The sequence below is a fragment of the Paraburkholderia sp. BR10936 genome, from assembly GCF_040965735.1.
In the GTDB taxonomy this organism is placed as follows: Bacteria; Pseudomonadota; Gammaproteobacteria; order Burkholderiales; family Burkholderiaceae; genus Paraburkholderia; species Paraburkholderia nodosa_A.
Genome location: NZ_JBFRCM010000004.1, coordinates 98,606 through 113,122 on the forward strand (window position 1 = coordinate 98,606; position 14,517 = coordinate 113,122).

The 14,517-nt window shown below is 66.5% G+C and carries 9 protein-coding genes; 5 read left to right on the forward strand and 4 right to left on the reverse strand.

Annotated features, from left to right (window positions below; genetic code table 11):
• Window positions 1–73 precede the first annotated feature (73 nt).
• The 3 genes from xylG (at window position 74) to AB4Y36_RS10010 (ending at window position 6,163) form a co-directional block, all read left to right on the forward strand.
• The gene (gene xylG / locus AB4Y36_RS10000; protein WP_368682868.1) at window positions 74–1,627 is read left to right on the forward strand and encodes a D-xylose ABC transporter ATP-binding protein; all 1,554 of its coding nucleotides are present in this window, start codon (window positions 74–76) and stop codon (window positions 1,625–1,627) included.
• Window positions 1,624–2,823, forward strand: a complete 1,200-nt coding sequence (locus AB4Y36_RS10005; protein WP_368682869.1) for a sugar ABC transporter permease — start codon at window positions 1,624–1,626, stop codon at window positions 2,821–2,823. The genes xylG and AB4Y36_RS10005 overlap by 4 nt, the downstream gene beginning before the upstream one ends.
• Before the next feature lie 487 nt (window positions 2,824–3,310).
• Entirely contained in the window at window positions 3,311–6,163 is a 2,853-nt protein-coding gene (locus AB4Y36_RS10010) for an AAA family ATPase (protein WP_368682870.1), read from the forward strand.
• Window positions 6,164–6,235: 72 nt separating this feature from the next.
• Here AB4Y36_RS10010 and AB4Y36_RS10015 read toward each other — a convergent pair whose 3' ends face one another.
• Entirely contained in the window at window positions 6,236–8,527 is a 2,292-nt protein-coding gene (locus tag AB4Y36_RS10015) for an ATP-dependent DNA helicase (RefSeq protein WP_368682871.1), read from the reverse strand.
• Window positions 8,524–10,275 carry a VRR-NUC domain-containing protein gene (locus tag AB4Y36_RS10020; protein ID WP_368682872.1) on the reverse strand — a complete coding sequence of 584 codons (1,752 nt, stop codon included), beginning with the start codon at window positions 10,273–10,275 and terminating at the stop codon, window positions 8,524–8,526. The genes AB4Y36_RS10015 and AB4Y36_RS10020 overlap by 4 nt, the downstream gene beginning before the upstream one ends.
• A 120-nt stretch (window positions 10,276–10,395) precedes the next feature.
• On the opposite strand from AB4Y36_RS10020, the gene AB4Y36_RS10025 reads away from it, so the two are divergent.
• Window positions 10,396–10,974, forward strand: coding sequence for a hypothetical protein (locus AB4Y36_RS10025; protein WP_368682873.1), 579 nt, complete (start codon window positions 10,396–10,398; stop codon window positions 10,972–10,974).
• Window positions 10,975–11,104: 130 nt separating this feature from the next.
• Here the strand turns inward: AB4Y36_RS10025 and AB4Y36_RS10030 are convergent, their stop codons facing one another.
• Window positions 11,105–12,385, reverse strand: a complete 1,281-nt coding sequence (locus AB4Y36_RS10030) for a DUF3443 domain-containing protein (protein ID WP_368682874.1) — start codon at window positions 12,383–12,385, stop codon at window positions 11,105–11,107.
• On the reverse strand, window positions 12,382–12,855 hold the full coding sequence (locus AB4Y36_RS10035; RefSeq protein ID WP_342945928.1) for a DUF2844 domain-containing protein: 474 nt from the start codon (window positions 12,853–12,855) through the stop codon (window positions 12,382–12,384). Before AB4Y36_RS10035 ends, AB4Y36_RS10030 begins: the two co-directional genes overlap by 4 nt.
• Window positions 12,856–13,242: 387 nt before the next feature.
• Here AB4Y36_RS10035 and bamC point away from each other — a divergent pair, with 387 nt between their 5' ends.
• Window positions 13,243–14,481: an outer membrane protein assembly factor BamC gene (gene bamC, locus AB4Y36_RS10040; RefSeq protein WP_368682875.1), complete on the forward strand. Its 1,239-nt coding sequence runs from the start codon at window positions 13,243–13,245 to the stop codon at window positions 14,479–14,481.
• Window positions 14,482–14,517 lie beyond the last annotated feature (36 nt).

Below are 14,517 nucleotides of genomic sequence, written 5' to 3' on the forward strand. Positions count from 1 at the left end.
GTGCGCTCCACGAGTGTGGCCACGAATGTGGCTACTGCGGCGCGCGCGGGCCATCGCAGCGAGTAACCAGCGTATGACCGAACCCTTGCTGACGATGCGCGGCATCGTCAAGTCCTTTGCGGGCGTGAAAGCGCTCGACGGCATCGACCTCACCGTGCGGCCCGGCGAATGCGTGGGGCTGTGCGGCGAGAACGGCGCCGGCAAATCCACGCTCATGAAAGTGCTCTCGGGCGTGTACCCGCACGGCACCTGGAGCGGCGAGATCCGTTGGGAAGGCGCGCCGCTCGAAGCGCAAAGCGTGCGCGACACCGAACGCGCGGGCATCGTCATCATCCACCAGGAACTGATGCTCGTGCCCGAGCTGTCGGTGGCCGAGAACATCTTTCTCGGCAACGAAATCACGCTTCCGGGCGGGCGCATGAATTACGCGGCGATGTACCAGCGCGCCGACGAATTGCTGCGCGAGCTGAACATCGACGCCATCAACGTGGCGCAGCCGGTGATGAACTATGGCGGCGGCCATCAACAGCTCATCGAGATCGCGAAGGCGCTGAACAAGCGCGCGAAGCTGCTGATTCTCGACGAGCCGTCGTCCTCGCTCACGGCGGCGGAAACGAAGATCCTGCTCGACATCGTGCGCGACCTGAAGCGCCGCGGCGTGGCATGCGTCTACATCTCGCACAAGCTCGACGAGGTCGAAGCCGTGTGCGACACGGTGAGCGTGATTCGCGACGGCCGGCACGTGGCCACCGAGCCGATGGCGACGCTCACGACCGATCGGATCATCGCGCAGATGGTGGGGCGTGAGATCCGCAATCTCTTTCCGCGCGAGGCGCATGACATCGGCGAGGTCGTGTTCGAGGCCCGCAACGTGACCTGCTACGACGTGACGAACCCGCGCCGCAAGCGCGTGGACGACGTCTCGTTCTCGGTGCGTCGCGGCGAAATCGTCGGCGTGGCCGGACTCGTCGGCGCGGGCCGCACGGAAACCATGCAGGCGATCTTCGGTGCGTATGCGGGCGCATGCACCGCGACGGTCCTGCTCGATGGCAAGCCGCTGAAAATCCGTTCGCCGCTCGACGCGATCAACGCGGGCATCGCCATGGTGCCCGAGGACCGCAAGCGTCACGGCATCGTGCCGCAACTGGGCGTGGGCCACAACATCACGCTCTCGGTGCTGCAGCGCTTTTCGAGGCACGGCCGCATCGACACGGCCGCCGAACTCGATACGATCCGCACGGAGATGCAGCGCCTTTCGGTGCGCGCGGCGAACCCCATGCTGTCGATTGCGAGCCTCTCGGGCGGCAATCAGCAGAAGGCGGTGCTCACCAAGATGCTGCTCACCGACCCCAAGGTGCTGATCCTCGACGAGCCGACGCGCGGCGTGGATGTCGGCGCGAAGTACGAGATCTACAAACTGATCTTCCAGTTGGCCAAACGCGGTGTGGCGATCGTGATGGTGTCGTCCGAATTGCCCGAAGTGCTGGGCATCAGCGACCGCGTGCTCGTGATCGGCGAAGGCGAGTTGCGCGGCGACTTCGTCAATGACGACCTCACGCAGGAAGACATTCTCGGCGCAGCGATCCAGAGCGTGCGCGCCCAACCCGATACAGCGAGTGCAGTATGACCCCCGACGTCACGACCCAGGGCGCACGCGAAGACCTGCCGCAAGGCGGCAAAGGCTTCGCCATGCGTTTCCAGCAACTTTTTGCGCGCTACAAGATCCTCGCGCTGCTGCTCGCAGTAGCGGTGATCTGGCTGTTCTTTTCGCTGCTCACGCACGGCGCGTTCGTCACGCCGCGCAACGTGTCTAACCTGCTGCGGCAGATGTCGATTACCGGCATGCTCGCGTGCGGCATGGTGTTCGTCATCATCGCGGGCGAGATCGATCTATCGGTCGGCTCGCTGCTCGGCCTGCTCGGCGGCGTCGCGGCGATTCTCGATGTGAATCGCGGCTGGCCGATCGGCGTGACCGTGCCGGCGGTGCTCGTGCTTGGCGTGCTCGTCGGACTCTTCAACGGCTGGTGGTCGACGTACCGCCGCGTGCCGTCGTTCATCGTGGGTCTCGGCGGCATGCTCGCGTTTCGCGGCGTGCTGCTCGGCATCACGGGCGGCTCGACCATCGCGCCGGTGTCCGATCACTTCGTGTTTCTCGGCCAGGGCTACTTGCCGCGCGTGGCGGGCGACGTGCTGGCGCTCGCGCTCTTCGTGCTGCTCGCCGTGCTCACGGTGCGCCAGCGTGGGAACCGCAGGCGCTATCAGCTGAGCGTCGTGCCACTCTGGCAAGACGGCGTGAAGATCGTCGGGGCGGGTGCGATCCTGCTTGCCTTCATGCTGATGCTCGACAGCTATGGCGGCATTCCGGTGCCCGTGCTGTTGCTGCTCGCGCTGCTCGGTATCTTCACATGGATCGCCACGCAAACCGTGTTCGGCCGGCGTATCTACGCGGTGGGCTCGAACCTCGAAGCCACGCGCCTTTCGGGCGTGAACACGAACCGCGTGAAGCTTGTCATTTTCGCGCTCATGGGTCTCATGTGTGCGTTCGCGGGTATCGTCAATACGGCGCGTCTCGCGGCGGGTTCGCCCTCCGCGGGCACGATGGGCGAGCTCGACGCGATCGCGGCCTGCTTTATCGGCGGCACGTCGATGCGCGGCGGTTCCGGCACCGTGTATGGCGCGCTGATCGGCGCACTCGTGATGGCGAGCCTCGACAACGGCATGTCGATGCTCGACGTGGACGCGTATTGGCAGATGATTGTGAAGGGCGGCATTCTCGTGCTTGCCGTGTGGATCGACGTGGTGTCGGGCTCGAACCGCCGCTGAGAAAGCGTGGCGCGCACGATTGCAAACCTGCTGACGCCATGAAAATCATGACCGTGTTCTTGCATCGCGCGTGACACCGCGGCGTAATTTTTGCGGATGACTGCCACGCGCAGTTGCTCTCCTCGCGCGCGCCGAGCGCGCTCTCAGGGCGGGACTCATGTCCCGCCCTTTTTCTTTGCTGTGGCCGCTCGAGCATCTCGCACCGAGCGGCGCATGTTCGACGCGCCGGCGACCGTTTCCTGCCACAATCGTTCGCACCTGTGCAGGGCGGCATGCGCACGCGATACGTGCGATTCATGCCGTCCGCAAGGTCATCGTCAGCCACAGCACCGCGTCGTCGTGTTCCAGCGCGTGCTCGCCGATTTGTCGCTTTGCTGGTGCAACCGCTGAATGAGCGCTCGCGTTGCACCGAATCATGCCGCGAGGTTGTGCCAGCGTTTTGCCAACTTCGGCGGCGCGATTCCGAACCTCCGGAGACAAGCCGACCATGCCCACTCTTTGCGAAATTTGTAACTCCCGGCCTGCAGTCGCGCGCGTGACTGTCGTGCAAAACGGGCAGCGCAAGTCCATGTCGATCTGCGACTACGACTACCGCCAACTGATGCGTCACCAAAGCATGCTCAACCCGTTCGATTCGCTGCTGGGCGGCAGTGGCCTGTCACGCTTTTTCGGTGGACAAGGCGGCGAGGACGAGCACGACGACGAGGGACACGACCTCGCCGCCGAGGTGCCGCGTGAATCCGTGGACGCGACCGATGCCTTCAGCGAGCAGACGCTCGAGATCCTGCAACGCGCCGCGGAAAAAGCCCATGAACTGCAGCGCAATGAACTCGACACGGAACACCTGCTGTACGTCCTGGCGGACACCGATGTTTGCGCCGCACTCCTGAAGGAGTTGAAGCTCTCGCCGCAGGACATCAAAGGCTATATCGATCAGCACGCGCAAAAGGGCACGGCTTCGCCCGATGCGCCCATCGACAAGATGACGATTTCGCCGCGCCTGAAAAAAGCGTTTCAGTTCGCGTTTCAGGCCTCGCGCGATCTCGGTCACTCGTACGTTGGCCCCGAGCATCTGCTGATCGGACTCGCCGCGGTGCCCGACAGCATTGCGGGCGCGCTGCTCAAGAAGTACGGCGTGACGCCCGAGGCGCTGCGCCAGAAGGTCGTGAAGGTCGTGGGCAAGGGCGCGGAAGACGGCCGCGTCGATGCGCCTACGGGCACGCCCACGCTCGACAAGTTCGGCCGGGACCTGACAGCCATGGCACGGCAAGGCAAGCTCGATCCGGTGCTGGGCCGCGCGCAGGAAATCGAGAGCACGATCGAAGTGCTCGCGCGGCGCAAGAAGAACAACCCGGTGCTGATCGGCGAACCGGGCGTGGGCAAGACCGCCATCGTGGAAGGGCTCGCACAGCGCATCGTCAATGGCGACGTGCCGGAGGTGCTGCGCGGCAAGCGGCTCGTGGAGGTGAACATCAATTCGATGGTCGCGGGCGCGAAGTACCGCGGCGAGTTCGAGGAGCGCGCGAAGCAGCTGATCGACGAAGTGACCGCGAAACACGACGAGTTGATCCTCTTCATCGACGAACTGCACACGATCGTTGGCGCGGGGCAGGGCGGCGGCGAAGGCGGACTCGATATTGCCAACGTGCTGAAGCCAGCGCTGGCGCGCGGCGAGTTGAGCCTCATTGGTGCCACGACGCTGAACGAGTATCAAAAGTACATCGAGAAAGACGCGGCACTCGAACGGCGCTTTCAGCCCGTGCTCGTGCCGGAGCCCACGGTCGAGCAAACCATCGTGATCCTGCGCGGTTTGCGCGACAAGCTCGAAGCCCACCATCAGGTGACCTTCGCCGACGACGCCTTCGTGGCCGCGGCCGAATTGTCGGATCGCTACATCACGTCACGCTTCTTGCCGGACAAGGCGATCGATCTCATCGACCAGGCAGCCGCGCGCGTGCGCATCGGTTCGACGTCGCGTCCCGCCGAGATGCAGGAACTCGAAGCGGAGATCGCGCAACTCAAACGCGAGCAGGACTACGCGGCTTCGCGCAAGCGCTTCGACGAGGCTAAGGGTTTCGAGGAGCGCATCAACGAGAAGCAGGCAAAGCTCGAAGAGCTGACTGAGGCGTGGCAGCGCAAGACGGGTTCGGAAACGCTCGAAGTCACGGTGGCGTCGATTGCCGAGGTCGTGTCGCGGCTCACTGGCATTCCGGTCGCGGATCTCACCCAGGAAGAGCGCCAGAAGCTGCTCAAGATGGAAGAGACGCTGCGCGAACGCGTGGTAGGCCAGGAAGATGCCGTGGTCGCCGTAAGCGACGCCGTACGTCTTTCGCGCGCCGGACTCGGTCAGTCGAACCGGCCGATCGCGACCTTCCTGTTCCTCGGGCCGACCGGCGTAGGCAAGACCGAGCTTGCGAAGGCGCTGGCGGAAACCGTGTTCGGCGACGAGCAGGCGATCATCCGCATCGACATGAGCGAGTACATGGAGCGTCATGCAGTGGCGCGGCTCATCGGCGCGCCGCCGGGCTACGTGGGCTACGACGAGGGTGGCCAGCTTACCGAGCGCGTGCGGCGCCGCCCGTACAGCGTGATTCTGCTCGACGAGATCGAGAAGGCGCACGCGGACGTCTACAACGTGCTGCTGCAGGTGTTCGACGACGGGCGTTTAACGGACGGCAAAGGTCGCGTAGTCGACTTCAGCAACACGATCCTGATCGCCACGAGCAACCTGGGCGCGACGATCATCATGGACAACCTCGAGCGCCCGGAGAAGTCGCGGCTCGACGACAAGACGATCCGTGCCGAACTCATGAAGGTGCTCAAGGGACACTTCCGGCCCGAGTTCCTCAATCGCATCGATGAAATCATCGTGTTTCATGCGCTCTCGCGCGAGAACATCCGCGCGATCGTGCAGATCCAGCTCGAGCGCGTGACGCGCACGGCGTCCGCGCAGGGCATCACGCTCTTGATGGGTCAGACGCTCGTCGATCATCTCGTGGAGGCCGGCTATCAGCCGGAGTTCGGTGCGCGCGAACTCAAGCGGCAGATTCGCCAGGAAGTGGAAACGCGCCTTGCCAAAGAGATACTCGGCGACGCGCTGAAGTCGGGCGATACCGTCGAGATCGGCTACGACAAAACGAACGACCAAGTCACGATCAACAAGATCGCTGTGCCACCCGACGTGAAGGAGAGCAAGCCGGCGAAGAAGGCGAAGAAAACGGCGGCACCGCCTGTCGACGAAATCGCGAGCGAGATGGCCGCCGACGACATGGAAGGCGATCCACCACCCCCGCCTCCGAAGAAGAGCGGCAAGGGCGGGGGCAAGGCGAAGCCTGTTTGATTGAGTGGAGCAACGGCTGGCGCACCGAAACGTGCGCCAGTTTTTTACGTTACGATTGATCTGGAATCCAGATTAACTCGTGGCGATACGCCACCACGTGGGCAGCAGCGCGCGCACGCCGGGCTGTGCGAAGCGGTCGTCCAGCAGGTGTACGACGCCGCGATCCTGCTCGGTGCGGATCACGCGCCCGGCGGCCTGCACGACCTTGCGCAGGCCCGGAATCAGGTAGGTGTAGTCGAAGCCGTCGCCGTAGAGCGTATCCATGCGTGCGCGCATCGCCTCGTTCACGGCGTTCACCTGCGGCATGCCGAGCGTCGCGATGAACGTGCCGATGAGACGTGTGCCCGGCAGATCGATGCCCTCGCCGAACGCGCCGCCCAGCACCGCGAAACCGATGCCGCAGCCGCCTTCCACGAAGCGCGCGACGAAGGCCTGCTGATCCGCTTCGTCCATGGTGCGCGACTGGAGCCAGACTTGCACCTCCGGATGGCGTGCCGCAAACGCATCGGCGGCTTGCTGCAGATAGTCGTAGCTGCTGAAAAAACACAGATAGTTGCCGGGGCGTTCGACAAATTGCGCGGCCACGCGCCCGACCAGCGCTTCGAGCGAACGTTCGCGGTCCTTATAGCGCGTCGAGATATGGCGGGCGATGTGGACGTCGAGCTGCTCGGCGCGAAATGGCGTGTCGATGTCGATGCTCACCGTGTTGGCGGGCAGCCCGAGCATGTCGCTGTAGTAATGCGTGGGCGAGAGCGTCGCCGAGAAGAGCGTGATGCTGTGTGCCGTGGCGATGCGCGGGCGCAAGGCATCCGCCGGCACGATGTTGCGGATGGCGATCGTGGAACGCGGGCGGCGCGCGTTCTGATGCGCCAATGGCGTGACGTCGAAGAGTGAATGCGTATCGAAGCGTTCGGCAATGCGCGTGAAGTGCAGGGCGTCGAAATAGAAGCGCTCGAGTTCGGGATCGCGCACGAGCGCGGGTTCGGCGAGCTGGTCGCCGATCGCCCCGATCACGTCGCCAAGCGCGGCGACGAGGCCTTCGGGCAAGGTGTCGCTCGCGCGCCAGGCGCCGGGCAACACGGCGTTCTGCGCGTTCCAGTGCTTCTGCAGGCGCGCGAGCGCGCGCTTGAGCGGTGCGCTCGCGGCGCGGCGCACGGCGTCGATGCGCGTTTGCACGAGTTCCGCCGAATACATCGCGCGGGCGCGCTCGGGGAGGTTGTGGGCTTCGTCCACGAGCACGCTCGCGCGCCACTGGTTGTGCGCGGCGAGCATGAACAGCATGGCGCTCGCGTCGAACCAGTAGTTGTAGTCGCCGACGATCACGTCGCTCCAGCGCGCCAGCTCCTGGCCAAGGTAGTAGGGGCAGACGGCATGCTCGCTCGCCACCTCGCGCAGTGCCGCGCGGTCGAGCCGCACGCGCTCGAGCGCCGCCGCACGCGCGGCCGGCAGACGGTCGTAAAAGCCGCGCGCAAGCGGGCATGATTCGCCATGACATGCCGCTTCGGGATGCTCGCACGACTTTTCGCGCGCGACGAGTTCGAGCACGCGCAGGGGCACGGGCGTTCGATGCGCTTCGGCGCTTGCTTCGTCTTGCGCGCTTGTCAGCGTAGCGAGCGCGTCGAGTGCCAACTGACGCCCAGAGCTTTTCGCGCTCAGAAATACGACTTTGTCGATCGCCGCGCGCGGGCACGCCTTCAACTGCGGAAAGAGCGTGCCGATGGTCTTGCCGATGCCGGTGGGCGCCTGCGCGAGCAGACAGCGTCCCTGCGTCGCCGCGCGCCAGACGGCTTCGGCAAGATCGCGCTGGCCGTGTCGAAACTGCGGATGCGGCAGGCACAGTGTGGCAAGCGCGGTATCGCGTGCGGCGCGGTGGGCGCTTTCCTGCTCGGCCCATGCAACGAAGCGACGACATTGCGTTTCGAACGCGGTGCGCAATTCCCGCGCGCTCGCATGCTCGACGAGCGCCGTCTCGCGCCCCGAACCGATGTCGTAGTAGACCAAAGCGAGTTCGAGCCCATCGAGGCCGAGTTTTTCGCAGAGAAGTGCGCCGTAGACGCGCAACTGCGCCCAGTGCAGCGCGCGCTGATTCTCGCGCATCGCATCGAGGTCGCCTCGATAGGTCTTGAATTCTTCGAGCCTGCGGCGCGCGGGATCGTAGCCGTCGGCGCGGCCGCGCACGCTCAGCGATTCGAACGTGCCGGAAAGCGCGATCTCGGTCTCGTAGCCGGGCGGGCGCCGCGCGGCGATGGCGGCGTGGCCGGCGCGGCCGTCGCTTGCGTCGGGCGAGGGCGTGAAGCGCAAGTCGAGGTCGCCGCGCTTCGCGGTGAACTCGCACAGCGTGCGCACGGCCACCGTGTAGCTCATGGCGCGGGCAGCGCCTGGGCGGCGTTTTCGACGGCTTCTTCTGCTTCTTCGGCTTCGTCGTGCAGGTTGGGCCAACGCACCTGCAATACGGAAACCGGCATGCCGTGCTGCACGCAATAGGCCAGCCAACGGCGCTGGTTGTCCTGCAAGCGGTCGCCGGGGCCTTTCACCTCGATCAGTTCGTAGCGCCGCTCGTGCGGCCAGAAGCGCACGAGATCGGGCAGACCCGAGCGGTTCGCGACGGGTTCGCGCAGCAGTCGCTCGAACCACAGGCGCAGATGAGCGGCCGGGAAGCAGTCGAGGGCTAGCGTGAGCAGTTCGTCGCTCAATGCGGGCCACGCGACGAACGGTGACTGGATGCCGGATTTTTCCGCGTAGCGGCGCACAATCGACTCGCGGTAGGCGAGCGTTTCGAGTTCGGCGAGACATGTTTCGAACTGCGAAGCACGTCGTGCGACGAAGTCGGCGGCGTGCAGGTCGGCGGGGCCGCGCTGGAACGGGTGGAAGAACGCGCCTGGCATCGGCGCGAACAGCGCGGGCCAGCAGAGCAGGCCGAAGAGCGCGTTGATCAGCGTGTTCTCGACATAGAACACGGGCGCTTGCGGCGCGGCGAGCGCGATGCGCGCGGCTTCCTCGACGCGCAGTGGGCCAGGCGCCGCGGGCAGCGCGAGTTCGAGCTGCGCGAACCCCGGCCCGGCGCTCGTCTTCGACTTCGCCCGCGTGCGCGCGAGACGCCCGAGCGTGCGCGCCGCGCGCTGCGCTTCCTCTTCGTTTGCGGGCGCATCGGCAATGGTCTGCGCGAGCGCCAGCGCTTCCTCGCGTCGGTTCAGTTGTTCGAGCACACGCACGCGGCGGTAACGCGATTCAGGGTGAGCGCAGTCGAGATAAGCGCGCCACGCGAGTTCGGGTTCGCCCGCGCGCTCGGCGGCGAGCCCCGCGGCGTGACGCAGCTTGTCGTGGCGAGCGCGCAGCCAGGCGTTCGCTTGCGTGCGCGGGGCCAGCGCGTCGAGTGCTGCGAGTGTTGCGGTGATGGCGCCGGCAGCGTCGAAGTCCTGGGTCTCGGCGGCGCTCTGGAGTCCGTCGCGGCAATCGCGCAGCGCCAGATACGCGTCGATGTCCTCGCGTCGCTGGAACGCACGCGAGGCGTGATCGAAGGGCACGCTTTCGTAGCGAAAGACGCCGAGGTCGGCGAGCACGAACTCCGACCAGTCCTGATGCAGGTTGCCGAAGAACATCAGGCGCAGGCGCTCGCAGAGCGGGGCGCTCGCGAACAAAAGCACAGTGTCGGACGAAGCCGGGAACCACGCACGCCAGTCGCGCGGTTCGGGCGCGGCGGCATAGTGTGCATCGAGCGCCTCGAGCGTTGCCGCGCGCGTGGCGCGAGCTTCGAGCGCGATGCCAAGACGCTCGGCGAGCGCTTGCAGTTCGGCTTTCGTCACGAGCGCGGCGAGCGCGCCGAGATCGAGTGCGGGCGCGTCGTCGAGCCAACCCGCCGCGACGAGCGGTGCCGCAGCCGCGCGCGGGCAGCCGATTTCGTCGTACGCGAGCCGGCTGGCGCGAAAATAGGGGCCCTTACGCATCAGCATGCGCACGAAGAGCGCGCGAGATGCTTGCGGCACCTGCACGAATTCGTCGGCGAAGCGGCGCTCGGCGTCGTCGAACAGGTCGGCGCAGCGCGCGTCGAGCCACGCTAGCGCACGCTCGAAGTTCGCGAGGTAATAGAACGGATCGGGAGAGTCGGGAAGCACGCGTGGCACTGTACGGATATACAGCAGCGATGATAGCAGGGTCGCAGGTGGGCGCGAGCGCCGTCAGGGATTCCCCGCCCCGTACGCTACAATTGCCGCAGCCTGAAAATCGGATGAGCGATGAACACACGTAACGCATGCTTCGCCGGCCTCGCGGCCGCCGTCACCCTGCTCGCGGGATGCGCGGCGCAGTACCGCAACACCAGCGCCTGCGAAGAGGCGATGCGTAGCCGCCTTGCCGAGACGACGCTCGGCGACCTCAAGGTCACGCATAGCGCGACGACGTATCGTGGCGCCCGTGTGGTGGTCGAAGGGCAGCTCGAGAACGGCGCGGCTTCGGCCGCCGTGGTCGCGTCGGCGCCGTCGGCGTCGGCCGCATCGGCCGCATCGGCGGCGGCGTCCACCACGGCGCAGGGCGCCAACGAGGCGCCCACGGTCACGGCGCCGATGGTGCAGGCGGCGGCGCTGCCCGGCACGATTTCGGTTCCCACCGCTCCGGTCGCCCAAGGCGGCACGCCAGAGGGCAAGCCGACCACGCCGGTCGCCGCGCTGGTCGCAAAGCTTGGTATCAAGAAGGCCGTCGGCACACCGGCGGCCGCGGAGTGCACCTTCAACGAGTCGGGCCTCGCGACGTTCCGCTGGCTCGCGCCGCCTAAGCTCGCGAAGACCACGCCCGACCCGAACGCCTCGAACGATTAAAACGAACGCACGCTGCTCGCCGTGGCGTTGCTACGGCAGCCCCGTCGTTGGCGCATTCTGTGCTCATGAAGGCCTCGCATGAGGCCTTCGTCGTTTGTAGCTGATAAGACTCCGGTGATCGCCGGCGCGCTCAAAACGCGAAGAATGGTCCGCTGCCTGCAGGTGTGTCCTGCAAGGCGATCGCCGTGAACACGCGGCGCCCGAAGAAGAACGGCAGTCCCCAGCCGAACGCGCGACCGTTGTAGCCAGCGAGATTGCTGAAGGCCCAGTTGCCGGTGGCGAGCAGCGTCGTCGAGCTTGCGACCGCGAAGGTCACGGAAGCGCCCACACCGTCGATGCCGGCTATCGTCGCACCGAGGCTGACCGGCGAACTCGGGCAATACCAGAACCCGCAGCGCGTCATCGTCGGGCTGTTGAAGTACAGCGCGTTCGAGCCCGTGTCGAGGTAGCTCAGCGAGTAGACCGTGCCGTCCGATGTCGTCGTCTTCACATAGCCGGTGCCCGAGTTCGCGCGCAGCACCGTCGCGCTGCCGAGCGCGTTGTTCGCCTGCGTGCCGATGCCGAAGATCATCGACCCCCTCACCCCGGACGCGCCGCTGTCGGCCAGGGGCGGCAGGTCGATGATCACGCCGTTGTTGTCGGTGGCAAAGCCCGCCACCGGGTTGCTGACTTGTTGCGCAAGCGGTTGCGCGCTCGCCGTGCAGCCGCTCGCGCGGCAGGCGTAGTACCACGGCGTGGCTGCCGCCCTGACGCAGGACACGCCGCAATCGGCGCTGAACGGCCCGACTCCGAGAATGCCGTTCGAGCGCAGCGCGGCGGCGCTGTTCATCGCGAGGCCGCTGCCGGCGCAGCCGTCCGGCGCTGACGCGGGCACGGCCGGGTCGGCGATCAACTGGATCGGCAGCGAAGCGGCAGTCTCGCCCGCGAGCTTCACGTCGGCGCTGCGCACCGTGCCCCACGTGTAGCCCGTGCCGAACACGGCGCATTCGCCGGCGATGTCGGCCCCCGCACCGGCTGGCACGGGGGGCAGCGAGAAGCCTGCCGGCAGCGCCGAAGCGAGCAGGCGCAGGCCTTGGGAGCCGGTATCGAGCTGGACGTTGTCGACGCTCGTGCAGTCCGCGGTGCCCGGCACGCAGACCGTGACGCTCGTCATCAGCATGTTGCGCGTCGAGGTGGGCGTCGGGCCCACCGTGACGGCCACGACATTGGGCGTGGTCGATTGCGGAATCGTGCGGCTCGTGCCGGCGGTCGACGGCGCGCTCGAGGGAGTTGAGGCGCTGGCGGGTTCCGCGGCGCCTGTGCTCGCGGACGCGGTTCCGGCATCGCCGCCACCGCACGCGGTGAGCGCGGCGCAAAGCGAGAAGAGCGCGAGGGGGGCGACGAGGGCGAGGCGCCGGGAGCGGGCCTTCATTGGAGATCCCCGACGCTCACGCCAGCGGGAAGTGCGGCGGGCAGCCACGCGCGTCCCACGTAGGCGCGCATGTGGCCGGCCGTCTCGACCACGACCTGAGCGCCGTCCACGCGCGCAGCGTGCAGGCCGTTGCGGCCGGTGGCGTGAAGCGCCGCGGCGGCGCTGCGCCAGTCGGCTGCGTAACGGCCCAGTAGCGCCCCCACGTTGGGCTGAGCCGGCCCCTGCCACGTGTACGCGAAGACCGTCCCGGCCGCGCTGCCCACATAGGCGTTGATGGTCGTGCCGTTGTCGTCGACGTAGCTGACGACGCGGCCGGCTCCGCCACCGATGCTGCGTTGGGCGGCGCCGGCCGGTACGGTCGCGGTGTCGCCGAGCGCGGCCCGGGCCGGCGCGGCGGCGAAGCCGAGGCAATTGAGCGCGCAGGCGAAGGCTGCGGCGCGGCCCGCCTGGGTGAGGCTGCAAGTTTTCATGACGCTCTCCGGTCCTGCTTTTTTACGAATCTTTTTTGAGATTTCGAGATGAAATTAGCACCGGGGTCGTTCTTGCGAGCGTCCCAGGCCGGGAGGGCGGCACAGCGCAAAGCAGCGTTTGCGCGTGGGGAGGAGTTAATGCGTTGATCCAAAAGGAAATTGGCGGCTTTTCAGTAGGTTCGCCGCGCCGGATCGAATGTGGATGAATGTTAAGGCGCGGTCGGTCTGGAGTGCCGCGACCGCGGTTCGGCGCGCGTCGCCGCTGCGGATATCGGGCCTGGATTGCGTGCCACCCCGTGGTTTTTGCACAGCGGGCCGCCGGACCGGTAAAATGTTTGGTTGATCCACGGAAACTGGCCGTGGCGTAGCCGAAGGGATTACCCGAACATGAGTGATTTTCATCAACGTCTTGCCGCACGCGCGCTCGCGCTTCTGATGGCGGGCGGGCTGGTCGCCGGCTGCAGCTCGCCGACGCCAGGCAAGATCGATTACCGTAGTGACGCCAAGGCGAAGCAGTCCTCGCTCGCTGTGCCGCCGAACATGCTCGACGAAGCGTCCGACCAGCGCTCGCTCGCGCCGCAGGGCGGCGAAACCTCGCTGTCCTCGCTCAAGCAGACCCAGGCCGCCGCGCCGCAGTCCGACGAGGCCCAGGTGGTCCCGCAGGTGCCGGGCATGCATATCCAGCGTGACGGCACGGAAAGCTGGCTCGTCATCGACAGCCGCACGCCCGAGCAGGTCTGGGCGCAAGTGCGCCGCTTCTGGCAGGAACAGGGCTTCCTGCTCGTGGTCGACCAGCGCGACAAGGGCGTGATGGAAACGGACTGGAACGAAACCCATCCGAAGATCAGCGACGGCCTCATCCGCAACACGCTCTCGTGGGCCACGGGCAACTCGTACGTGACCGCCGAGCGCAACAAGTACCGCACGCGCCTCGAAACGTCGCCCAGCGGCGGCACCTATGTGTTCATCAGCCAGAAGGGTCTGAGCGAACAGCTCTCGGGCACCAACAACGACACCAGCAAGTGGGTGCCGAAGCCCAACGATCCCGCGCTCGAAGCCGAGTACCTCAAGCGCCTCATGATGACGCTCGCGAACGCGAAGCCGGGCGTGCCCGACGCGCAGGTCGCGGCCGAAGCCGACGCCAAGGCCAACAGCAAGGGCACCGACGCGAAGTCGAAGGCTCCGGACGCCGCTGCGGCCGCCATGGCCGCGCAGAACGTCGCGGCCGTGGGCCAGCAATCGGGCAGCGGCTCGTCGAACGCGCAGGGCACGTCGGGTCAGTACACCTCGTCGGAGATCACGCTCGGTGAGCCGTACGACCGCGCATGGGTGCGCGTGGGCATCGCGCTCGACCGCGCCAACTTCACGGTGGACGATCGCGACCGCACGAAGGGCATCTACTACGTGCGCTATGTCGATCCGAAGGACCACAGCTCGGACGAGCAGGGCTTCTGGAACCAGATCTTCCACGGCCGCAAGGAAAAGACCGCGAAGCAGTACAAGCTCAACGTGCGCGCCGTGACGGACAACCAGACGCGCGTCGCGATCGTGGACGACAGTGGCCAGATCGACTCGTCGCGTCCGGCGCAGGAGATCATGAGCCTCGTGGTCGACGAACTGCACTAAACATTGCGCGCACGCTCGAGCCAGCGTTGTCTGGCT

Coding starts and splice junctions, on each gene's coding strand:
- xylG (WP_368682868.1), top strand. CDS start 74: ATGACCGAACCCTTGCTGACGATGCGCGGCATCGTCAAGTCCTTTGCG.
- AB4Y36_RS10025 (WP_368682873.1), top strand. CDS start 10,396: ATGAACACACGTAACGCATGCTTCGCCGGCCTCGCGGCCGCCGTCACC.
- AB4Y36_RS10030 (WP_368682874.1), bottom strand. CDS start 12,385: ATGAAGGCCCGCTCCCGGCGCCTCGCCCTCGTCGCCCCCCTCGCGCTC.
- bamC (WP_368682875.1), top strand. CDS start 13,243: ATGAGTGATTTTCATCAACGTCTTGCCGCACGCGCGCTCGCGCTTCTG.
- AB4Y36_RS10035 (WP_342945928.1), bottom strand. CDS start 12,855: ATGAAAACTTGCAGCCTCACCCAGGCGGGCCGCGCCGCAGCCTTCGCC.
- AB4Y36_RS10015 (WP_368682871.1), bottom strand. CDS start 8,527: ATGAGCTACACGGTGGCCGTGCGCACGCTGTGCGAGTTCACCGCGAAG.
- AB4Y36_RS10005 (WP_368682869.1), top strand. CDS start 1,624: ATGACCCCCGACGTCACGACCCAGGGCGCACGCGAAGACCTGCCGCAA.
- AB4Y36_RS10010 (WP_368682870.1), top strand. CDS start 3,311: ATGCCCACTCTTTGCGAAATTTGTAACTCCCGGCCTGCAGTCGCGCGC.